Raw genomic sequence first — 20536 nt, 5'->3', positions numbered from 1 at the left:
CGCGGTCGAGGAGCCGACCAGGCTACCGGCGCGGCGCCGGAGCGGCCCGGGGGACAATGGCGCCATGCGGGAAGTGGGGATCCAGGACGACACCATCCGGCTCGGTCAGCTGCTCAAGCTGGCCGGGCTCGTCGAGCACGGCGCGGAGGCGAAGGCGCTGCTGGAGGAGGAGCAAGTCGAGGTCAACGGCGCGGTCGAGACCCGGCGCGGCAAGCAGCTCGCGCCGGGCGACGAGATCGTGCTCGGCGGCGAGGCCGTCCGGGTCGTCCGCGACTGACCCGGACGCACGCGGAGGCCGGCGCCCTCGGGCACCGGCCTCCGGCGAAATCGGGCGACGAGCGCGTCAGTGGAACGAGTCGCCGCAGGCGCAGGAGCCACCCGCGTTCGGGTTGTCGATGGTGAAGCCCTGCTTCTCGATGCTGTCGACGAAGTCGATCACCGCACCCTGCACGTACGGGGCGCTCATCCGGTCGACGACCACGCCGAGACCGCTGAACTCCACCCGGGCGTCGCCGTCGAGCGTGCGCTCGTCGAAGAAGAGCTGGTAGCGCAGGCCCGCGCAGCCACCCGGCTGGACCGCGATGCGCAGGTGCATGTCGTCGCGCCCCTCCTGCTCCAGCAGAGCGGAGGCCTTCTGCGCGGCGCTGTCGGTCAACGTGACGCCGTGCGCGGGCGCCTCGGTGGTGGTGTCTGGAGCGGTCATGGACTCTCCCTAGAGGTCTCGCTCGTCCGATTCCGGCATGAGGTCCAACCCCACCCGGAGCCGGGCTATTCCCCGGGTCGGGCCCGTGGGGAGTGGCCCGGGGACGATCGGTCGTACTCCACCCCTCATGGTGGCACACGTTCGCGGCGAACAGGCGGGACGTGCCTGGTCGATGTCCGCATCACTCCGGCGTGTCCGGTCTCGTACAACGCCCCGGACGGCGTCGAATACCCTGGAGGGGTGAGGTTCCTTCGCCGCAGCGACGCTGAGCAGACCGCGACCACCGATCCCGAGGCCCAGGACGCCGGGACCGACGCGGAGCACGCCCCGAACCGCACGCCGAAGAAGGGCCGCCCGACGCCGTCCCGCCGCGAGGCCGAGGGCAAGCGGCGGGGGCCGGTGGCACCTCCGCCCAAGACCCAGCGGGAGGCCGCCAAGCGCGCCCGGGGCACCAAGCAGGAACGCCGCGCCGCCGCCGCGGAGCGCCGCGAGCGGATGATGGCGGGCGACGACCGCTACCTGATGCCTCGCGACCGGGGGCCGGTGCGCGCCTACGCCCGCGACATCGTCGACACCCGGCGGCACCTGATGGGGCTGTTCATGCCGCTGGTGCTGGTGGTGTTCGCCACCACGCTGGTGCAGAACCTCCTGGTGCAGCAGTACGCGACGCTGCTGTGCCTGGCGCTGCTGATCACGATGGTCGTCGAGGGCACCATCCTCGGCCGCCACGTCAACCAGCGGGTGCGGCGCAAGTTCCCCGACGCCAAGGACCGGCCGTTCGCGCTGGGCTGGTACGTGTTCACCCGCGCCATGCAGATCCGCAAGCTGCGGGTGCCGCGCCCGCGGCTCACCCCCAAGGACGCCGCCACCCTCGACTGAGCGCCGCCTGGGGCGGCGACCCGCGCCGGATCGCCTAGGGTCGGGCGCATGGAGTTCCGTCGTCTCGGCAGCAGCGGCCTGTCCGTCAGCGAGATCGCCTACGGCAACTGGCTCACCCACGGCTCCCAGGTCGAGGAGGAGCGGGCGGTCGAATGCGTGCGGGCCGCCCTGGACGCGGGGATCACGACGTTCGACACCGCCGACGTCTACGCCGCGACCCGGGCCGAGTCGGTGCTGGGCCGGGCGCTGTCCGGGGTCCGCCGCGAAGGCGTGGAGATCTGCACCAAGGTCTACTTCCCCACCGGTGCGGGCCCCAACGACCGGGGGCTGGGCCGCAAGCACGTCGTGGAGTCCTGCCACGCCTCGCTGCGGCGGCTGGGGACCGACCACGTGGACCTCTACCAGGCGCACCGGTTCGACCACGAGGTGCCGCTGGAAGAGACCATGACGGCCTTCGCCGACCTGGTCCGCCAGGGCAAGGCGCTCTACATCGGGGTCTCGGAGTGGACCGCCGAGCAGATCACCCGGGGCGCCGAGCTGGCCCGCGAGCTGTCGGTGCCGCTGATCTCCAACCAGCCGGAGTACTCGATGCTGTGGCGGGTCATCGAGCCCCAGGTGGTCCCGGCCGCCGAGCGCGAGGGCCTCGGGCAGCTCGTCTGGTCGCCGCTGGCCCAGGGCGTGCTCACCGGCAAGTACCTGCCCGGCCAGCAGCCGCCCGAGGGCTCCCGCGCCACCGATGAGTCCGGCTCGGAGACGATCGCCCGCTGGATGCACGACGAGGTGCTCGAAGCGGTGCAGCAGCTCACCCCGATCGCCGCCGACCTGAACCTGTCGATGGGGCAGCTCGCGGTGGCCTGGGTGCTGCAGAACCCGAACGTCTCGGCGGCGATCATCGGCGCGTCCCGGCCCGAGCAGGTCGTGGACAACGCCGGTGCCGCCGGGGTGGTGCTCGACGAGGACGTGCTCGACGCGATCGACGACGTCCTCGACGACCTGATCACCAGCGACCCGCGCCGGACCGGCTCGCACTGAACGCCCGCCACCGCCCCGCCGGTCCGGGGCGAGCGCAACACGAGGAGGTCGGGTGGCAGCCCGCACGCTGGTGCTCGGAGGGGCCCGCTCCGGCAAGTCCGCGCACGCCGAAGGGCTGCTGCCCGCCGACGCGGACGTCGACTACGTCGCCACCGCCCGGCGCGACCCGGACGACGCGGAGTGGTCGCGGCGGATCGCCGCGCACGTCGAACGCCGCCCCGCGAGCTGGCGGACCGTCGAGGCCGGTCCGGACGAGCTCGCCGCGGTGCTGCTGGCCGCCGGGCCGGACCGGTGGCTGCTGGTCGACGACCTGGCGACCTGGCTGACCGCCGCGCTCGACGACGCCGGGGCGTGGGAGCGCGACCCGGCGGCGCTGGCCGCGGTCGCCGAGCGGTGCGCGGAGCTGGTCGACGCCGTCGCGCGGTGCCGCGGCCGGCTCGTGCTGGTCTCCGCCGAGGTCGGGTTGGGCGTCGTGCCGGGCACCAGGTCTGGAAGACTCTTCCGCGACGAGCTGGGAGCGCTCAACGCCCGGCTCGCCGAGGGGTGCGACGACGTGCTGCTGCTCGTCGCGGGCATCCCGCTGCGGCTGCGCTGACCGGCCGCCGAGGAACACGGAGGTTTTTCGCTTGTCCACCGATCCCGCCTTCCCGACCGTGCCGGAGCCCGACGAGGAGGTCCGGCAGCAGGCGCGGGAACGGCAGGCGCAGCTCACCAAACCGGTCGGTTCCCTCGGGCGCTTGGAGGAGCTCGGCACCTGGGTCGCGGCCCGGCAGGGCGTCTGCCCGCCGCGCCCGTTCGCCCGGCCCCGGGCGGTCGTCTTCGCCGGGGACCACGGCATCGCCCAGCACGGCGTGTCGGCCTACCCGGCCGAGGTCACCGGCCAGATGGTGCGCAACTTCCTCGACGGCGGCGCGGCGGTCAACGTGCTCGCCGACAACGCGGGGGCGACCGTGCGGGTGGTCGACCTCGCCGTCGCCGTGGACACCTCCGAGGCGATCAGCACGCACAAGGTCCGCCGGAGCTCGGGCGTCATCGACCGGGAGGACGCGCTCACCGAGGACGAGGTGGACGCCGCGATCCGGGCCGGCCGGACCATCGCCGACGAGGAGATCGACTCCGGGGCCGACCTGCTCGTCGCCGGGGACATGGGCATCGGCAACACCACCCCGGCCGCGGTGCTGATCGCGCTGCTCACCGGAACCGAGCCGGTCGCCGTGGTGGGGCGCGGCACCGGCATCGACGACAACACCTGGATGCGCAAGACCGCCACGATCCGCGACGCGCTGCGCCGCGCCCGCCGGGTGATCGACGACCCGGTGGCGCTGCTGCGCACCTCGGCGGGCGCCGACATCGCCGCGCTGACCGGCTTCCTCGCCCAGGCCGCGGTGCGCCGCACCCCGGTGCTGCTGGACGGCGTCGTGGTCGGGGCCGCCGCGCTGATCGCCGAGGAGCTCGCCCCCGGCGCGCGGCAGTGGTGGCTGGCCGGGCACCGCTCCGCCGAGCCCGGTGGCCCGCTCGTGCTCGAACACCTGGACCTCACCGCGGTGCTGGACCTGGACATGCGGCTCGGCGAGGGCTCCGGGGCGCTGACCGCGCTGCCGCTGCTCACCGCCGCGGTCCGGCTGCTCGGCGAGATGGCGACCTTCGCCGAGGCCGGCGTCAGCGGGAGCTGAGGTGGGCGGACTGCGCCTGGCCCTGTCCTGGCTGAGCGTGCTGCCGGTGCCGGTCGGCCGGGTCGACGAGCGCGTCGCCCGGCACGCGATCACCGCCGCACCGCTGGTGGGCGCCCTGCTGGGCGCGCTGGCCGCCGCCGTGCTCGGGCTCGCGACGCTGCTGGGTGCCCCGCCGCTGCTGGCCGGGCTGCTCGCGGTCACCGCGCTGGCGCTGCTCACCAGGGGGATGCACGTGGACGGGCTGGCCGACACCGTCGACGGGCTCGGCTGCTACGGGCCGCCGGAACGGGCGCTGGCGGTGATGCGCGACGGCGGCGCGGGACCGTTCGCCGTGGTCGCGCTGATCCTGGTGGTCGGCGTGCAGGCGACCAGCCTCGCCGAGCTGAGCGACGAACCGGCAGCGGTGGTGCTGGCCTGCGCCGCGGGGCGGGCGGGCTTCCTGGTCTGCTGCCGCACCGGGGTTCCCGCCGCCCGGCGGGAGGGCCTCGGCGCGCTGGTGGCGGGCAGCCAACGGCTCCCGGTCGTGCTGGCCTGGTGGGCCGGGCTGGTGGCGCTCGGTGCGCTCGGTGCCGCCACCGGCCTGCTCGGCTGGGGAGCCGTCGCCGGGCTCGTGCTGGCGCTGGCCGCCCTGCTCGCCGTCGTCGAGCACGTCCGGCGCCGCTTCGGCGGGATCACCGGTGACGTGCTCGGCTTCGCCACCGAGGTCGGCACCACCCTCGTCCTCGCGGCAGCCGCCTTCGGCTGAACCCGCACCGGCGGCTCACCCGTTCGGGACATGAGTGAGGGGCACCCTGTACCACGTCATGCGGTACAGGGTGCCCCTCACTCAGCTTCCGGGCGGGGTGAGCCCTCGGCGGGTGCTCAGGCCAGGGGGACCATCCAGCCGTGCTCGTCGGCGACGGTGCCCTTCTGGATGCCGGTGAGCTTCTCGCGCAGCGTCATCGTCACCGGGCCCGCCTGGCCGTCGGCGACGGTGAACTCGCCGTCGCGGTGCTTGACGTGGCCGACCGGGGTGATCACCGCGGCGGTCCCGCAGGCGAAGACCTCGGTGAGCTCGCCGGAGGCGGCCCGCTGCTCCCACTCGTCGACGGTGATCCGGCGCTCCTCGACCTTCATGCCGAGGTCGCGCCCCAGCTCCAGCAGCGACGAGCGGGTGACGCCCGGCAGCAGGCTGCCGCTGAGCTCCGGGGTGACCAGCGTGGCGTCGGCACCGGAACCGAACACGAAGTACAGGTTCATGCCGCCCATCTCCTCGACGACGCGGCGTTCCACGGCGTCGAGCCAGACCACCTGGTCGCAGCCCTTCTCCACGGCCTGCGCCTGGGCGGCGAACGAGGCGGCGTAGTTGCCCGCGAACTTCGCGGCCCCGGTGCCGCCCGGCACCGCGCGGACGTACTCGTGGCTCAGCCACACCGTCACCGGCGTGACGCCGCCGGTGAAGTACGAGCCCGCCGGGGAGGCGATCAGCGCGTACAGGTACTTGCTGGACGGGTGGTTCACGCCGAGCCCGACCTCGGTGGCGATCATGAACGGCCGCAGGTACAGCGAGCTCTCGCCCTCACCGGGGACCCAGTCGGCGTCCTCGGCGACGAGCTGGCGCAGCGACTCCAGGAACAGCTCCTCCGGCAGCTCGGGCATCGCGATCCGTTCCGCCGAGCGCTGGAAGCGCTGCGCGTTGGCGTCCGGCCGGAACGCCGCGATCGAACCGTCGGGCTGCCGGTAGGCCTTGAGGCCCTCGAAGATGGCCTGCGCGTAGTGCAGGACCGAGGTCGCCGGGTCGAGCTCGATGCCGCGGTAGGGCTCCAGCCGGGCGTCGTGCCAGCCCTGCCCGCTCTCCCACCGGATCGTCACCATGTGATCGGTGAAGAACCGCCCGAACCCCGGACTCGCCAATACTTCGGCCCGGCGCTCGGCACTGGCCGGCTGCGGGTTGGGGGACCGGGAGAACGACAGCGATTCAGGCATGGCAACACCGTATCGCGCGCCCACGAGCAGTGGAAACCGACTCGGCGAAACTCGGACTTCCCAATGTCGCCCGTCCACCTACCGGCCGGATCCGGACAGCCGGGGGCGATCGCACCGGGTGGCCCGGAACCGGCCCCCGGCCGCGCCGAGCGGCTGCGGCACGCGGACTCGCTGCCTGCGCGGGACCGGCGTGGCTTCGGCGGTGTTGCCGTCGGTCGCCGCGGCTCCGCTGCGACCGCCTCCGCCGCCTCGCGCCGATCCCCGCTCGGCGACCGCGCCCCATTGCCGGAGCCTCCTATGATGACGTCATGACCAACGCGCAGAACGCGCCCGTCCCAGCCGGGCCCACCACCACGTCGCAGGACGTGCTCGCCGCGACGATGGCGGCGCTGATGCCGCTCGGCGCCGGGTTCACCGTCACCCTCGGCTACCTGTGGCTGGACATCTTCGGGCTGATCGTCGGGCTGGGCGCCGCGGCGGGCTGGGCGTACTGGTGGCGCAACAAGCACGGCGCCTTCTTCCCGGCCGACCTGCGCGGCGGTTCGGTGGGCGGCTTCGGCGCGCTGGTCGCGGTGATCGGGCTCTTCTTCCTGATCGCCCTCGTCCCCTGAGCCCGCCGGGCACCTGACCCGCCGCGTCGGGCACGGCGGTCCGGGGCTCAGGCGAGCAGCAGGGAGGGCGGCAGGGCGGGAGCCGTCCAGGACGGGTCCGGCCGGGCGTCGCAGTAGGTGCCGTCGAACGGGAACCGGCCGGCCTCGGCGGCCTCGATCATCCGCTCGCCCTCGGTGCGCAGCCGGCGCAGGTGGTCCGCGCCGAAGCGCCCGGCGGCCACCGCCGGTCCCACCTCGTGCTCGTCCTTCCAGCTCCACCGGCCGTCCGGGAACACCTCCAGGTCCAGCACGCCGTCGACCCGGATCACCCCGGCGGCGTCGCGCCCCAGCGGCACTTCCAGGTTGATGTACCAGTTGCGGAAGCGGCCGTCGGGCTCGAAGAACCACCACACCGAGGACCAGCGCCGCTCCTGCACCAGCCGCAGGTTCGGTCCGCCCCGCCAGGACGACCTGGCCGCCACCCGCGGGGTGGTGAACCGCTCGGCGAGCGGGAGCTCGCGCGGTGACCGGCCGTCCGGCGCGGTGGTGACCCGGATCTCGGTGCCGGGCAGCACCCAGCACAGCAACCGGTCCCCGTCGTCGTCGACCACCCGCGCCGGGTGCACCGCGCCCAGCGAGGAGTCCAGCCGCTGGAAGCGGTAGAGGACGCGCTCGCCCGGCCCCCACACGGGGCGCTGCTCGATCGGGTTCGGGGACGCCGCCCCGGCTGTCGTTCTCAGCATGACCGCCTCAGCTCCAGCGACGGGAGACCGCTCCCATCACGACCGGACCGACGATGACAACCGCCAGCGTCGCAAGCATCGCGGCGATCGGCATGCTCATCAGCAGAACCACCGAGAGCCCCATCCCCGCGCAAGCCGCCCGGGTCGGCCAGCGCCGCTCGTCGGCCAGCAGCACCCGCGCCGCCGCGCTGCCGAAGGCGTGGTGCACCAGCAGGCAGCAGGACGCGACGGCCATCGCCACCACCGGGTCGACCAGCAGGACCAGCACCGCGGCGGCCCCGCCGACCAGCAGGTCCTGCACGTACGGCGTCCCGTGGGCCCCGAACCGCCGCAGCGCGCCGGGCAGGTCGCCGTCGTCGACCGCGGCCGTGGTGGTCGGTCGCGCCGATTCGAGCACGGCGAGCAGCACCGGCAGCAGGGCGACGGCGGCGGCGGTGCACAGCAGCGGGGCCAGTTCGGCCGCCGCGGCGGCGCCCAGCAGGTCGCGCAGCGGCACCGCGGACAGCGCCAGCCGCGCGGCCCCGAGCTGGTGCAGCGCCGACCAGCCGAGCGCGAGCAGCACCACCGCGGCCACCACCAGGGCCAGCAGCACCGCGCGGCCGGACGCGCGGGGCGTGAAGCGGTCGTCGTCGGGCTCCGGGGCGCTCAGCCGCTCGAAGCCGAGGAAGGCGAAGAACAGCAGCCCGGCCGCGCCCGGGATCCCCACCGCCTCGTCCGCGCCGGACCGATCACCGGCCATCGCGGGGACGGGCGGGATGGCCCAGCACAGGACCACCACGATCGCGAGCACCCCGAACATGAGCAGCAGCCACGCCCACGCGGCGCCGCCGCGGATGCGCAGCCCGGCGGTCGCGGCGAGCACGACCAGCAGCACGGCCACCGCCCCGGTGGGACCGGCCGCGGCGGGCAGCAGCAGCTCGCCGAGCGCACCCGCCACCGCCGCGAGCGCGGCGACGTGCCCAGCGAGGTGCGCGCTGGAGGTGATCCGCGCGGGGAGCACGCCCAGCCGGGAGCGGGACGCGGCGTACACGGCGGCCCCGCCCGGGTAGTGCTGCGCCTGGTACGACGTGGCGGTCGCCGCGCAGCCCGCCGTCACCGCGGCGACCACGACGCCGACCAGCGACCACGGTCCCGCGGCGGCCGCGGCGGGCGCCATCCCCAGGACCGCGCCGCCCCCGATCATGCCGCCGAGGGCGAGCGGGAGCGCCGCCGCGCTGGAGGCGAGCCGTCGGGACGTGCCGAGCCGGAGAGCCACGCGACCACCCTTCCAGAAGGAAGTCCGCTCGTTCAGCCCCCTGTCGGTTGATCCTCGCAGTGGAGCCGGTGCCGCGAACCAGCCTAGCCGGGGCGCGGAACCGCCCGGTCCGGACGCGCCCGGTACCCGCTGCCCGATCACCGCACCGGCGGGGGGCTTAGAGTGCGCGGAGGACCCGCTGCTGTTGCGCAGCGCAGCCGCACGCCCGGAGGAAACGTGACACCGAAACTCGCCCTCACCGACAGCGCACCGCACAAGCTCGCCGTGGACGCCCTCGTCATCGGCGTCGTGCAAGGCGAATCGGGCCTGGAGCTCGGCCCCGGCGCCGAGGACGTCGCCGACGCCTACGACGGCGACCTGCTCGCGGTGCTCGCCTCGCTGGGCGCCACCGGGAAGTCCGGCGAAGTGGTCAAGCTCCCCGGCGGCAAGCTCCGCGCGGACCTGCTGGTGGCGGTCGGGCTCGGCGGGCGCGGCGACAGCGGCGCGGTCCCCGCCGAGGCGATCCGCCGCGCCTCCGGTGCCGTCGCGCGCTCGCTGGCCGGGGTGGGGCACGCCGCGACGACCCTGTCGGCCACCGAGCTCTCGGCCGCCGTCCAGGGCACCGTGATGGGCGCCTACAAGTTCACCGGCTACAAGTCCGCGGCCGGGGACGACCCGGTGGGCAAGGTCGAGTTCGTCGTCGCCGACGACGGTGCCGACACCGCCCGCCAGGCGCTCAAGGGCGCCACCGCGATCGGCGAGGCCGTCAACACCGCGCGGGACCTGATCAACACCCCGCCGAACGACCTGTTCCCCGCGGCGTTCGCCGAGCGCGCCACCGAGCTGGGCCGCGCCGCCGGCCTGGAGGTCGAGGTGCTCGACGAGAACGCGCTGCGCAAGCAGGGCTTCGGCGGCATCCTCGGCGTCGGCTCCGGCTCGTCCCGGCCGCCCCGGCTGGTCCGGCTGCGGCACCGGGGCGGCAAGTCCGCCGCGAAGGTCGCGCTGGTCGGCAAGGGCATCACCTTCGACACCGGCGGCATCTCGCTCAAGCCCGCCGCGGGCATGGACGAGATGACCTCGGACATGTCCGGGGCCGCCGCGGTGGTCGCCACGATGGTGCTGGCCACCAAGCTGAACTACCCGCTGGAGATCATCGCCACGGTGCCGATGGCCGAGAACATGCCCTCCGGCACCTCCTACCGGCCCGGTGACGTGCTGACCATGTACGGCGGCACCACCGTCGAGGTGCTCAACACCGACGCCGAGGGCCGGCTGATCCTCGCCGACGCGATGGTGCGGGCCTGCGAGGACGGCCCGGACTACCTGGTCGAGACCTCCACGCTCACCGGCGCGCAGGTCGTCGCGCTGGGCAAGCGCACGCCCGGCGTGATGGGCAGCGAGGAGTTCCGGGACCGCGTCGCGCAGACCTCCCAGGCGGTCGGCGAGGGCGGCTGGCCGATGCCGCTGCCGGAGGAGCTGCTCGGCGAGCTCGACTCCAAGCTCGCGGACCTGGCCAACGTGACCGGGCAGCGCTGGGGCGGGATGCTCGCGGCCGGGCTGTTCCTCCAGGAGTTCGTCGCCGACGAGGTCGCCTGGGCGCACATCGACATCGCCGGTCCGGCCTACAACAGCGGGTCGCCGTGGGGCTACACGCCCAAGGGCGGCACCGGCGTGCCGGTCCGCACCCTCGCCGCGGTGCTCGCCGACATCGCCGACCGGGGCTGACCCCGCGAACCGAGTGAGGGGCACCTTCATCCGACATAGCCGGATGAAGGTGCCCCTCACCCTTGAACTGCACGGGACTCATGAACTGAACGGGTGACGCTGTGCTCCGTTGCGACGACGGCGGGTGACGAACCGCTCACAAGCCTCACCGGATCGCGGGCCCGGAATGCCAGGATGGGGCGATGACGGAACTGAGACCAGCTCCCGCCCCCGCCCCCGCTCCCACCGCCGACCGGCACGGGTACCAGGTCGACGTGGTCTGGACCGGCAACACCGGCCAGGGCACCAGCAGCTACCGCGGATACGAGCGCACCCACGAGGTCCGCGTCCCCGGCAGGGAAGCCATCGAGGCCTCCGCCGACCCCGCTTTCCTCGGCGACGCCAACCGCTACAACCCGGAAGAACTGCTGGTCGCGGCGCTGTCCCAGTGCCACATGCTGTGGTACCTGCACCTCGCCGCGGAGACCGGCGTGGTGGTCATCGGGTACCACGACCAGGCCCGCGGGGTGCTCGCCGAGAGCCCCGTGGACGGCACCGGTCAGTTCGAGGAGGTCGTGCTGGCGCCGCAGGTCACGGTGTCCGACCGGGTCAGCCTGGACACCGCCGAGGCGCTGCACCAGCGGGCCCACGAGCTCTGCTACATCGCGAGGTCGGTGACCTTCCCGGTGCGCCGCGAACCGACCACCCGGATCGCGAACTGACCCGGGATCCGGGGGCTCAGGCGTCGCCGCGCTCGCGGAGGATGCGCTGCCGCGCCTGGTAGTCGCGCATCCGCTGCGGGTAGCCGACCTTGGCGACCTCGTAGCAGGGCAGGCCCAGCCGCCGGGTCAGCTTGAACGCCGCCTCGGGGCCGTCGACCCGGCGCCGCGTCCACTCCCCGTCGTGCGCGATGAGCATCAGCGTGGTCTCGGTGACCGCGGTGCGGGGCTCGACGAACCCCTCGACCCCGCGGCGCTGCCCGGCCCAGGCGACGAGGTGATCGGCGTCCTCCGAGGACGCCTCGCGCCGGACACCGGCCCGCTTGCGCCCGCGCAGCCGATCGAACAGGCCCACCGCCATCGCCTCCGTTCACAGGGGGGTCCCTTCCGATGATGCCAGCATTCGGACCTGGTCGAGGCTGAATCGATCAGAACGCCGCCCGCCGCTGTGATCTCCGACGTCACAGCCGCGGATCGGACGGCCCACGTCGCGTCCGCACATCGTGTGGTGACAAGATGGCTGCTGGTGCCCTTGACCACTCGGTCCGCGGTGCCAACAGCGAGTCAACGATGCCTGTCGAGGAGTGCGAAGTGACCGACACGTCCGCCGATCTGGTCATTCTCGGCGGCGGTTCGGGCGGCTACGCCTGCGCTTTCCGCGCGGCCGAGCTCGGCCTTTCCGTCGTCCTCATTGAAAAGGACAAGCTCGGTGGTACCTGCCTGCACCGAGGCTGCATCCCCACCAAGGCGCTGCTGCACGCCGCGGAGGTCGCCGACTCCGCGCGCGACTCCGCCCAGTTCGGGGTGAAGGCCTCCCTCGAGGGCATCGCGATCGACGAGGTCAACAAGTACAAGGACGGCGTGGTCAACGGCCTGCACAAGGGCCTCCAGGGACTCGCCAAGGCGCACCAGGTCACCGTCGTCGAGGGCGCCGGGACGCTCGTGGACGCCAACACCGTCGAGGTCGCGGGCACCCGCTACACCGGCAAGAACGTCGTGCTGGCCACCGGCTCCTACTCCAAGTCGCTGCCCGGCCTGGAGCTCGGCGGCCGGGTCATCGCCAGCGAGCAGGCCCTGAACCTGGACTTCGTCCCGGAGAAGGTCGTGGTGCTCGGCGGCGGCGTGATCGGCGTGGAGTTCGCCAGCGTGTGGCGCTCGTTCGGCGCCGAGGTGACCATCGTCGAGGCGCTGCCGCACCTGGTCCCCAACGAGGACGAGTTCGCCTCCAAGCGCCTGGAGCGCTCCTTCCGCAAGCGCGGCATCACGTTCAAGACCGGCGTCAAGTTCACCGGCGCGGAGCAGACCGACTCCGGGGTCACCGTCAGCCTGGAGAACGGCGAGACCTACGACGCCGACGTGCTGCTGGTCGCCGTCGGCCGGGGGCCCAACACCGCGGGCCACGGCTTCGAGGAGGCCGGCGTCACCCTGGAGCGCGGCTTCGTGCGCACCGACGAGCGGTTGCGCACCAGCCTGCCCGGTGTCTACGCCGTCGGCGACATCGTGCCGGGGCTGCAGCTCGCGCACCGCGGCTTCCAGCAGGGGGTCTTCATCGCCGAGGACATCGCCGGGCTGAACCCGCCGGCGATCGACGAAGCCGGGATCCCCCGGGTCACCTACTCCCACCCCGAGGTCGCCTCGGTGGGCCTGACCGAGGCCGCCGCCAAGGAGCGCTACGGCTCGGTCGAGACCTTCACCTACGACCTCGCGGGCAACGGCAAGAGCCAGATCCTCAAGACTTCCGGCGCGGTCAAGCTGGTCCGCGCCACCGACGGACCGGTGGTCGGGCTGCACCTCATCGGCGACCGGGTCGGCGAGCTCATCGGCGAGGCGCAGCTCATCTACAACTGGGAGGCTCTGCCCGAGGACGTGGCGCCGCTGGTGCACGCCCACCCGACCCAGACCGAAGCCCTGGGCGAGGCCCACCTCGCCCTGGCCGGCAAGCCGCTGCACGTGCACGGCTGACGTCGGCGCACGCAGCCAAGCACCCCGCCACACCACGAGGAGTCAGCAACAGATGGCCTTCTCCGTTCAGATGCCGGCACTAGGCGAGAGCGTTTCCGAGGGAACGATCACCCGGTGGCTCAAGCAGGTCGGCGACACCGTCGAGGTCGACGAGCCGCTGCTCGAGGTCTCCACCGACAAGGTCGACACCGAGATCCCGTCCCCGGCGGCCGGTGTCCTCCAGCGGATCGTCGCCGAGGAGGACGACACCGTCGAGATCGGCGCCGAGCTCGCCGTGCTCGGTGACACCGCGGAGGGCGACGCGCAGCCCCAGCAGCAGGAGTCGGCCCAGCAGGAGCAGCCCCCCCAGCAGGAGGCCCCGCAGGAGCAGCCCGCGCCGCAGCCCGCCGGTCAGGCGCAGTCGGGTCAGGCCCAGTCCGGTCAGACCCAGGCTGGTCAGACGCAGTCCGGTCAGACCCAGGCTGGTCAGACCCAGGCTGGTCAGACCCAGGGCAGCGACGTGCAGATGCCCGCGCTCGGCGAGAGCGTTTCCGAGGGAACCGTCACCCGGTGGCTCAAGCAGGTCGGCGACACCGTCGAGGTCGACGAGCCGCTGCTCGAGGTCTCCACCGACAAGGTCGACACCGAGATCCCCTCGCCGGTGGCGGGCACCCTGCTGGAGATCGCCGCGGAGGAGGACGACACCGTCGAGGTCGGCGCCAAGCTGGCCGTGATCGGCGAGCAGGGCGCCGCGGCACCCGCCCAGCAGGCCCCCCAGCAGGAGGCCCCGCAGCAGGAGCAGCCCGCGCCGCAGCAGCAGGAGGCTCCCCCGCAGCAGGCCCCGCAGCCGGCCGCGCCCGCCCCGGCCCCGGCGGCACCGCCCGCCCCGGCCGCGCCGCAGCCGCAGCCCGAGCAGGTGGCCGAGGAGACCAAGTCCGGTGCCACGCCGTACGTGACGCCGCTGGTGCGCAAGCTGGCCAACGAGCACGGCATCGACCTGGCCGGCCTCCAGGGCAGCGGGGTCGGCGGCCGGATCCGCAAGCAGGACGTGCAGGCCGCCATCGACGCCAAGTCCGCCCCGGCGGCCGAGCCTGCGAAGCCGTCGGCTCCGCAGGCGCCGTCCACCGCCGCGGCCGCCGAGCCGTCGGAGGAGGCCAAGGCGCTGCGCGGCACCACGCAGAAGATGTCGCGGCTGCGGCAGCTCCTGGCCCGCCGGATGGTCGAGTCGTTGCAGACCGCCGCGCAGCTCACCACGGTGATCGAGGTCGACGTGACCCGGATCGCCCGGCTGCGCGAGCGCGCCAAGAGCGGCTTCGAGGCCTCCGAGGGCGTGAAGCTGTCGTTCCTGCCGTTCTTCGCCAAGGCGGCGGCGGAGGCGCTGAAGCTGCACCCGAAGCTCAACGCCTCGGTCGACGAGGAGAACAAGGAGATCACCTACCACGGCTCCGAGCACCTGTCGGTGGCGGTGGACACCGATCGGGGCCTGGTCTCGCCGGTGATCCACGACGCGGGCGACCTCAACCTCGGCGGCCTGGCCCGCAAGATCTCCGACCTGGCGGAGCGCACCCGCAACAACAAGATCAAGCCGGACGAGCTCTCCGGCGGCACGTTCACGATCACCAACACCGGCAGCCGGGGCGCGCTGTTCGACACGCCGATCCTGAACCCCCCGCAGGTGGGGATGCTGGGCACCGGTGCCGTGGTGAAGCGGCCCGTGGTGGTCTCCGACGAGAACGGCGGCGACACCATCGCGATCCGCTCGATGGCCTACCTGGCGCTGTCCTACGACCACCGGCTGGTCGACGGCGCCGACGCCGCCCGCTTCCTGGCCACCCTCAAGCAGCGGCTGGAGGAGGGCGCGTTCGAGGCCGACCTCGGTCTCTGAACCCCGTTCCCGAGCGCCCCGCGGCTCCCCTGCCGCGGGGCGCTCGTGCGTCCGGGCGGCTACTCGCCGGTACGGCGGGGACGGCACGCGGGCGGTCCCGCCGGGCGTAGCCTGAGCCGCGTGAGCCGTGCCGAAGAATCATGCCGCGCCACCGCCGAGCCCGTCGCGGTGCGCGAGCTGGGGACCATCGACTACCTGTCCGCGTGGGAACTGCAGCGCGAGCTGGCGGACGACCGCGCGAACGACGCGGGTGAGGACACCCTGCTGCTGCTGGAGCATCCGTCCGTCTACACCGCGGGCAAGCGGACCGCGCCGGAGGACCGCCCGACGGACGGGACGCCGGTGATCGACGTGGACCGCGGCGGCAAGATCACCTGGCACGGGCCGGGGCAGCTCGTCGGCTACCCGATCCTGCGGCTGTCCGACCCGGTGGACGTGGTGGACTACGTGCGCCGCCTGGAGCAGGCGCTGATCCACGTGTGCGACCAGTACGGCCTGGCGGCCGGGCGCGTCGAGGGCCGCAGCGGCGTCTGGCTGCCCGCCGCCGACGGCCGCCCGGAGCGCAAGATCGCCGCGTTGGGCATCCGCGTGCAGCGCGGGGTCACCATGCACGGCCTGGAGCTCAACTGCGACGCCGACCTGGCGGCGTTCGACCGGATCATCCCCTGCGGCATCCGCGACGTGGGCACCACCTCGCTGTCGACCGAGGTGGGCAGGCGGGTGCCGGTCGCGGAGGTGGTGCCGCTGGTCACCCGGGCCGTGCTGGACGCGCTGGACGGCGCGTTGCCGGTCACCGAGCGGGACATCCCCCGGCAGGAGGCCGCCGCGGCCGGGGTGACGCTGGCGCTGGACCCGTCGTTGCGCTGACGCTGGCGCACCGCGCTCCACTCCTCTAGTATTCCGGAATTACGGACTACTAGAGGAGTGGAGCCATGTCGTTCTCCCGACGCCACCTGCTGGCCACCGCGGGCGCCGCCGCCCCGCTGCTGCTGCTCGCCCCGAGCGCCGCCGCCCGGCCGAGCCCGCCCGACCTGGCCACCCCCGACGGCTGGGTGGCGTGGTTCCGCGCCCACCGCGGCGGGGTGGGGCTGTTCCTCGACGACGGCCGGGGGAACCGGCTGGTCCACCGCCCGCACGCCGCGCAACCGCTGGCCTCGGCGATCAAGGTGGTCCACCTCCTCGGGTACGCGGTGGCGGTCGAACGCGGCGAACTGGATCCGCGCGAGCAGATCCGCCTCGGCGACTGGGAGCGCTACTACGTGCCGCTCGACGGCGGGGCGCACCCGGCCGCGCTGCGGCACCTGGACATCCCCACCGACGACACCGGCCTGCACGCCGCCGACCCCGACCACCGGGTCGCCCTCGACGACGCGGTCGCGGCGATGATCCGGTTCAGCGACAGCGCGGTCCCCGACCTGCTGCGCGACCGGCTCGGCGTCCGCGCGCTGCGCCGGGCCGCGGCGGCGGGCGGCTGGCCCGATCCGGACCTGCGGTCGATGTGCGCCGAGTACCTGTTCCTGCTGCCCGAGCACGCACCGCCGGCGCACCTCCCGCTGCCCGCCCGCCGGGCCCGCGGGTTCGCCCTGGAACGCCGCTACCGCGACGACCCGGCGCTGCGGCGGCGGGTGCTGGACCGGCTGCTGACCACTCCCCTGCCGAGCTGGGACGAGCAGCGCGCGTGGGGCGACCGGACGATGGGCGCCCCGGCCCGGCCGCTGGCCGCGCTGCACCGCGCGACCGCCACCGGTGCGATCCCCGGTGCCGCGCTCGCCCGCACCCACCTGGAGCGCCCGCGGGCGGGCGCGCTGCCGCCCGGCGTCGACGGCATCGGCTACAAGGGCGGCAGCCTGCCGGGAGTGCTCACCGCCGGGCTCACCGTCCGCCGCGCCGACGGCAGCACCGGCAGCGGGGCGCTGCTCGCGCACGGCGACATCACCCCGGAGCAGCTCACCACCGCCGACCCCGGCGGCGCGGTGCTCGTCGCCCTCCAGGACCCCGCCTACCGCGACCGGCTGGCGGCGGCGCTGCGCGGTTGAGGCAAGCTGACCGGATGGAGCAGGAGTGGCACGAGCGCGTCGAGGCCCTGGAACGGCGGGTCGCCGCGCTGGAGGGCACCGCGCGCGCGGCGGCCGTCGAACCCAGCGGCGGGCGGGTGACCTACGAGGGCAGCATCGCCGAGCCGGTCGAGCTGGAGTGGCGGATCGACGTCGACCCGGCGCGGGTTCTCGCGCTCGACCACGCCCCGCGCACCGAGGTGCTGTCCGCGCTGGGCCACCCGGCGCGGGCCTCGATCGTCGCGCTGCTGGCGACGTCCGGTCCGCAGACCACCCAGGCGCTGCAGGCCGAGGCCGGGCTGGGCTCCACCGGGCAGCTCTACCACCACCTCAAGGCCCTCACCGGCTGCGGCCTGGTCGACCAGGACAAGCGCGGCTCCTACCGGCTGCGCCCGCAGGCGGTGGTCCCGGCGCTGGTGCTGCTCACCGCGGCCTCCGACGTCTCCGGCCAGCTGCGCGGCTGAGGGGTCCTTTCAGAATGCGGCGGAGCCGCATGCGGTGAGGCTGTCAGCTTGCACCGCTGCGGGTTCTCAGCGGTCTTCTCGCGAGGACAGCCGTGACGCCGTGTACGTGTTTGGTACATCAGGAACGGCTCCCGGAGCGAGAAGACCGCTGAGGTTCCGCCACCCGCACCGCCACGCAAATCACTCTGAGAGCAGTCCTGAGCGGAGACCGCGGCGAGCGCGGTCACAGCTGCGGGGCGACCTCCGCCGCGACCAGCTCGAGGTGGTCGAGGTCGGCCAGGTCGAGGACCTGGAGGTAGAGGCGGGTGATCCCGGTCCGCTCGCGCCACCGGCCGATCGCGTCGACGATCTCGGCGGGCGAACCGCACAGCCCGTTCTCCCGCAGCTCGTCGACCTCCCGGCCGATGGCCAGCGCGCGTTGCGCGACCTGCGCCTCGGAGGTGCCCGCGCACAGCACGAGCGCCGCCGAGCGGACCATCCCGGCCGGGTCGCGGCCGATCGCGGTGCAGGCCTGGTCGACCCGCTCGAACTGGGCGGCGGCGACGTCGGACCGCACGAACGGCACGTTGAACTCGTCGGCGTAGCGGGCGGCCAGCCGCGGCGTGCGCTTCGGCCCGCCCCCGCCGATCAGCACCGGCGGCGCGGGGCGCTGCACCGGCTTGGGCAGTCCGGGCGAGTCGGCGACCTGGTAGTAGGTGCCGTCGTGGCTGTAGGTCTGCCCCGTCTCGGTCCGCCACAGGCCGGTGATGATCTCCAGCTGCTCGGCGTAGCGGTCGAACCGCTCCCCCAGCGGCGGGAACGGGATGCCGTAGGCGGTGTGCTCCTCCTCGTACCAGCCGCTGCCGAGGCCGAGCTCGACCCGCCCGCCGGACATCTGGTCCACCTGCGCCACCGAGATCGCCAGCGGGCCGGGCAACCGGAAGGTGCCCGCCGTCATCAGCGTGCCGAGCCGGATCCGGGAGGTCTCCCTGGCCAGCCCGGCCAGCGTCACCCAGGCGTCGGTCGGACCGGGTTGCCCGGTCGCCGAACCCATCTTGAGGTAGTGGTCGGACCGGAAGAACGCGTCGTACCCGGCCGACTCGGCGGTCCGGGCGACCCGGAGCAGGTCGTCGTAGGTGGCCCCCTGCTGGGGTTCGGTGAAGATCCTGAGCTTGAACGTCTCGTCCACGTCCGCGAGGCTAGCGGGTCGGCCGACGACCACCGGCGCCGCGCGCCTCAGGTCCAGCGGAACAGCGCCGCGGCGGCGATCCCGCTGAGCGCCGCCGACACCGCCAGGGCGATCAGCTGCCCGGCGTCGGGCACCACCCCGGTCCAGCACGCGGTGAGCACGTCCATCCCGGCGCCGAAGGGCAGGTGCGCGCCCACCGCCGCCAACCCCTCCGGGAGGTGCTGCCGCCCGCCGAAGCCGCCGCCGGTGGCGAAGATCGCGAAGAAGCCGACGAGCCCGATGGCCACCGCGGAGTTCGGCGTCGGCGACACCGCGGCCACCAGCATCCCCAGCGCGTACATCGCCACGACCACCAGCGCGAAGGCCGCCACCGCGCCGAGCGGGGAACGCGGCGCCGCCAGGCCGAACCCGAGCCGGGCCACCACCAGCGCCAACCCGATGCCGATCAGCGACTGCGCCACCCCGACCACGACCTGCGCCGCCAGCACCATCCACGGGTGCGCCGGGGTGACCGACAGCCGCCGCAGCACCCCGGTGCGGCGGTAGGTCGCCAGGAACGACGGCATGTTCACCACGCCCGTCATGGCCAGCACCATCGCCATCGTCATCGGCACCACCACGGCGTCGAAGGCGGGCAGCCCGCCGAGTTCGGGGATGCCCGCGCCGTCGCTGCCGAGCCCGTTCATCACCATCAGCAGCACCGGCAGCCCCAGCGGGACCACGATCCCGGCGGTGTCCCGCAGCACCAGCTTGGCCTCGGTGGCGATGAGCAGCCCCCACGCGCGCGGTCCCGGCCGGACCGCCTCGACCGGCTCCGCCATCACGCCACCTCCGCCGCGCCGCGCCCGGTCAGCTCGAGGAACGCGTCCTCCAGCCCGGGCCGCTCCAACCTGGTCCCGGTGGCGGCGATGCCGTACCGGGCCAGCGCCGAGCTGACCGCCGCCAGCAGGTCCCCGGTGCCGGTCACCACCACCTCGGCACCGTCCGCGCCCACCCCGGTGACCCCGGGCAGGTCGGCCAGCAGCGCGTGCTCGAACGGCGCGAGGGGGCGCAACCGCACCCGCTGCCCCAGCCCGGCGCGCTCGACCAGACCGGCCGGGGTGTCCAGCGCCAGCACGCGTCCGGCGTCGAGCACCGCGATCCGGTCGCAGAGCCGCTCGGCCTCCGCCATGACGTGGGTGACCAGCACGACGGTGACGCCGGAATCGCGGATCCGCTCGACCAGCGCCCAGATCTCCCGCCGGGCGCGGGGGTCGAGGCCGGTGGACAGCTCGTCGAGCACCGCCACCCGCGGGTTGCCGACCAGGGCCAGCGCGATGGACACCCGCTGCGCCTGCCCACCGGACAACGCGCCGAACGGGGTGCGCTTCTGCTCGGTCAGCCCGAGGTCGGCCAGCAGCCGGTCCGGGTCGGCGCCGTCCCGGTAGAACGAGCGGTACAGCGCGACGGCTTCCCCGACGCGCAGCGCGTCGGGCAGCACCGCTTCCTGGAGCTGCACGCCGAGCACCTGCCGCAGCCGCTTCCGGTCGCGGCGCGGGTCGAGCCCGAGCACGCCGATCCGGCCCCGGTCCGGGGCGCGCAGCCCGGACACGCACTCCACCGCCGTCGTCTTGCCCGCCCCGTTGCGCCCGAGGATGCCGAACACCTCCCCGCGCGCGACGGTGAAGCCGACGTCGTGCACGGCGACCACCTCCCCGTAGCGCTTGTGCAGCCCGGCCACTTCGATCACGTCCACGTCGTCCTCCGATGTCCTGGTCGGGCGTCGACGCTAGGCCGGGTGGC

At 74.1% G+C, this 20536-nt stretch carries 22 protein-coding genes; 14 read left to right on the top strand and 8 right to left on the bottom strand.

Going from position 1 to position 20536, the window contains the following annotated elements:
• The first annotated feature begins 64 nt into the window (after positions 1-64).
• The gene (locus tag ABD976_RS19245) at positions 65-277 is read left to right on the top strand and encodes an RNA-binding S4 domain-containing protein (RefSeq protein ID WP_345365124.1); all 213 of its coding nucleotides are present in this window, start codon (positions 65-67) and stop codon (positions 275-277) included.
• Positions 278-343: 66 nt separating this feature from the next.
• On the opposite strand, the gene ABD976_RS19240 is transcribed toward ABD976_RS19245, so the two are convergent.
• Positions 344-703, bottom strand: coding sequence for a HesB/IscA family protein (locus ABD976_RS19240; protein WP_345365122.1), 360 nt, complete (start codon positions 701-703; stop codon positions 344-346).
• A gap of 240 nt (positions 704-943) precedes the next feature.
• Here ABD976_RS19240 and ABD976_RS19235 point away from each other — a divergent pair, with 240 nt between their 5' ends.
• The 5 genes from ABD976_RS19235 to cobS are packed head-to-tail and all read left to right on the top strand — an operon-like array spanning position 944 to position 5032.
• On the top strand, positions 944-1582 hold the full coding sequence (locus ABD976_RS19235; RefSeq protein ID WP_345365120.1) for a DUF3043 domain-containing protein: 639 nt from the start codon (positions 944-946) through the stop codon (positions 1580-1582).
• 48 nt (positions 1583-1630) lie between these two features.
• Positions 1631-2614 (top strand): aldo/keto reductase family protein, encoded by a 984-nt coding sequence (locus tag ABD976_RS19230; protein WP_345365118.1) that lies wholly within the window; start codon positions 1631-1633, stop codon positions 2612-2614.
• Between the two features lie 52 nt (positions 2615-2666).
• The gene (gene cobU, locus ABD976_RS19225; RefSeq protein WP_345365116.1) at positions 2667-3209 is read left to right on the top strand and encodes a bifunctional adenosylcobinamide kinase/adenosylcobinamide-phosphate guanylyltransferase; all 543 of its coding nucleotides are present in this window, start codon (positions 2667-2669) and stop codon (positions 3207-3209) included.
• 31 nt (positions 3210-3240) lie between these two features.
• Positions 3241-4287, top strand: a complete 1047-nt coding sequence (gene cobT / locus ABD976_RS19220) for a nicotinate-nucleotide--dimethylbenzimidazole phosphoribosyltransferase (protein ID WP_345365114.1) — start codon at positions 3241-3243, stop codon at positions 4285-4287.
• A 1-nt stretch (position 4288) separates the two neighbouring features.
• Complete coding sequence (gene cobS, locus ABD976_RS19215) at positions 4289-5032, top strand: adenosylcobinamide-GDP ribazoletransferase (protein WP_345365112.1); 744 nt, start codon at positions 4289-4291, stop codon at positions 5030-5032.
• 116 nt (positions 5033-5148) lie between these two features.
• Here the strand turns inward: cobS and ABD976_RS19210 are convergent, their stop codons facing one another.
• Positions 5149-6252 carry a branched-chain amino acid aminotransferase gene (locus ABD976_RS19210; RefSeq protein WP_345365110.1) on the bottom strand — a complete coding sequence of 368 codons (1104 nt, stop codon included), beginning with the start codon at positions 6250-6252 and terminating at the stop codon, positions 5149-5151.
• Between the two features lie 308 nt (positions 6253-6560).
• Between ABD976_RS19210 and ABD976_RS19205 the strand changes: the two genes are divergently transcribed.
• The gene (locus tag ABD976_RS19205; RefSeq protein ID WP_345365108.1) at positions 6561-6863 is read left to right on the top strand and encodes a hypothetical protein; all 303 of its coding nucleotides are present in this window, start codon (positions 6561-6563) and stop codon (positions 6861-6863) included.
• Positions 6864-6910: 47 nt separating this feature from the next.
• Here the strand turns inward: ABD976_RS19205 and ABD976_RS19200 are convergent, their stop codons facing one another.
• Entirely contained in the window at positions 6911-7585 is a 675-nt protein-coding gene (locus ABD976_RS19200; protein ID WP_345365106.1) for a ribonuclease FAU-1 family protein, read from the bottom strand.
• 7 nt (positions 7586-7592) lie between these two features.
• A complete protein-coding gene (locus ABD976_RS19195) occupies positions 7593-8840 on the bottom strand; it encodes an amino acid permease (protein ID WP_345365104.1) in 1248 nt (415 codons plus the stop codon).
• Positions 8841-9056: 216 nt separating this feature from the next.
• On the opposite strand from ABD976_RS19195, the gene ABD976_RS19190 reads away from it, so the two are divergent.
• Together ABD976_RS19190 and ABD976_RS19185 are read left to right on the top strand one after the other, a co-directional pair.
• Entirely contained in the window at positions 9057-10544 is a 1488-nt protein-coding gene (locus ABD976_RS19190; RefSeq protein WP_345365102.1) for a leucyl aminopeptidase, read from the top strand.
• A gap of 182 nt (positions 10545-10726) precedes the next feature.
• Positions 10727-11245, top strand: a complete 519-nt coding sequence (locus ABD976_RS19185; RefSeq protein WP_345365100.1) for an OsmC family protein — start codon at positions 10727-10729, stop codon at positions 11243-11245.
• Between the two features lie 16 nt (positions 11246-11261).
• On the opposite strand, the gene ABD976_RS19180 is transcribed toward ABD976_RS19185, so the two are convergent.
• Complete coding sequence (locus ABD976_RS19180) at positions 11262-11597, bottom strand: oxidoreductase (RefSeq protein ID WP_345365098.1); 336 nt, start codon at positions 11595-11597, stop codon at positions 11262-11264.
• Between the two features lie 236 nt (positions 11598-11833).
• Between ABD976_RS19180 and lpdA the strand changes: the two genes are divergently transcribed.
• The 5 genes from lpdA to ABD976_RS19155 all read left to right on the top strand — a co-directional run bounded on the left by lpdA (position 11834) and on the right by ABD976_RS19155 (position 17586).
• On the top strand, positions 11834-13204 hold the full coding sequence (gene lpdA, locus ABD976_RS19175; RefSeq protein WP_345365096.1) for a dihydrolipoyl dehydrogenase: 1371 nt from the start codon (positions 11834-11836) through the stop codon (positions 13202-13204).
• Between the two features lie 52 nt (positions 13205-13256).
• Positions 13257-15068, top strand: a complete 1812-nt coding sequence (gene sucB / locus ABD976_RS19170) for a 2-oxoglutarate dehydrogenase, E2 component, dihydrolipoamide succinyltransferase (RefSeq protein WP_345365094.1) — start codon at positions 13257-13259, stop codon at positions 15066-15068.
• A 120-nt stretch (positions 15069-15188) separates the two neighbouring features.
• Positions 15189-15935 (top strand): lipoyl(octanoyl) transferase LipB, encoded by a 747-nt coding sequence (gene lipB, locus ABD976_RS19165; protein WP_345365092.1) that lies wholly within the window; start codon positions 15189-15191, stop codon positions 15933-15935.
• A gap of 65 nt (positions 15936-16000) precedes the next feature.
• Positions 16001-17104 carry a serine hydrolase gene (locus ABD976_RS19160; RefSeq protein ID WP_345365090.1) on the top strand — a complete coding sequence of 368 codons (1104 nt, stop codon included), beginning with the start codon at positions 16001-16003 and terminating at the stop codon, positions 17102-17104.
• A 14-nt stretch (positions 17105-17118) separates the two neighbouring features.
• Positions 17119-17586, top strand: coding sequence for an ArsR/SmtB family transcription factor (locus tag ABD976_RS19155; protein ID WP_345365088.1), 468 nt, complete (start codon positions 17119-17121; stop codon positions 17584-17586).
• Between the two features lie 223 nt (positions 17587-17809).
• Here ABD976_RS19155 and ABD976_RS19150 read toward each other — a convergent pair whose 3' ends face one another.
• From ABD976_RS19150 to ABD976_RS19140, 3 genes are read right to left on the bottom strand one after another with little or no spacing between them, the layout of a single operon-like run.
• Positions 17810-18754 carry an LLM class F420-dependent oxidoreductase gene (locus ABD976_RS19150; protein ID WP_345365086.1) on the bottom strand — a complete coding sequence of 315 codons (945 nt, stop codon included), beginning with the start codon at positions 18752-18754 and terminating at the stop codon, positions 17810-17812.
• A 47-nt stretch (positions 18755-18801) separates the two neighbouring features.
• Positions 18802-19575 carry an ABC transporter permease gene (locus ABD976_RS19145; protein WP_345365084.1) on the bottom strand — a complete coding sequence of 258 codons (774 nt, stop codon included), beginning with the start codon at positions 19573-19575 and terminating at the stop codon, positions 18802-18804.
• A complete protein-coding gene (locus ABD976_RS19140) occupies positions 19575-20489 on the bottom strand; it encodes an ABC transporter ATP-binding protein (protein WP_345365082.1) in 915 nt (304 codons plus the stop codon). Before ABD976_RS19140 ends, ABD976_RS19145 begins: the two co-directional genes overlap by 1 nt.
• Between the last annotated feature and the right edge of the window lie 47 nt (positions 20490-20536).

It is taken from the genome of Saccharopolyspora cebuensis (genome assembly GCF_039542665.1).
Taxonomy (GTDB): domain Bacteria; phylum Actinomycetota; class Actinomycetes; order Mycobacteriales; family Pseudonocardiaceae; genus Saccharopolyspora; species Saccharopolyspora cebuensis.
The sequence above is the reverse complement of the archived record's forward strand: the minus strand, read 5'-3'. Positions and strand labels throughout refer to the sequence as shown.

Bases quoted from the DNA above. Each gene is read 5' to 3' on its own strand.
- ABD976_RS19205 (WP_345365108.1), top strand. From the start codon at position 6,561: ATGACCAACGCGCAGAACGCGCCCGTCCCAGCCGGGCCCACCACCACG.
- ABD976_RS19245 (WP_345365124.1), top strand. From the start codon at position 65: ATGCGGGAAGTGGGGATCCAGGACGACACCATCCGGCTCGGTCAGCTG.
- ABD976_RS19155 (WP_345365088.1), top strand. From the start codon at position 17,119: ATGGAGCAGGAGTGGCACGAGCGCGTCGAGGCCCTGGAACGGCGGGTC.
- ABD976_RS19230 (WP_345365118.1), top strand. From the start codon at position 1,631: ATGGAGTTCCGTCGTCTCGGCAGCAGCGGCCTGTCCGTCAGCGAGATC.
- ABD976_RS19240 (WP_345365122.1), bottom strand. From the start codon at position 703: ATGACCGCTCCAGACACCACCACCGAGGCGCCCGCGCACGGCGTCACG.
- ABD976_RS19210 (WP_345365110.1), bottom strand. From the start codon at position 6,252: ATGCCTGAATCGCTGTCGTTCTCCCGGTCCCCCAACCCGCAGCCGGCC.
- ABD976_RS19185 (WP_345365100.1), top strand. From the start codon at position 10,727: ATGACGGAACTGAGACCAGCTCCCGCCCCCGCCCCCGCTCCCACCGCC.
- ABD976_RS19160 (WP_345365090.1), top strand. From the start codon at position 16,001: ATGTCGTTCTCCCGACGCCACCTGCTGGCCACCGCGGGCGCCGCCGCC.
- ABD976_RS19200 (WP_345365106.1), bottom strand. From the start codon at position 7,585: ATGCTGAGAACGACAGCCGGGGCGGCGTCCCCGAACCCGATCGAGCAG.
- sucB (WP_345365094.1), top strand. From the start codon at position 13,257: ATGGCCTTCTCCGTTCAGATGCCGGCACTAGGCGAGAGCGTTTCCGAG.
- ABD976_RS19145 (WP_345365084.1), bottom strand. From the start codon at position 19,575: ATGGCGGAGCCGGTCGAGGCGGTCCGGCCGGGACCGCGCGCGTGGGGG.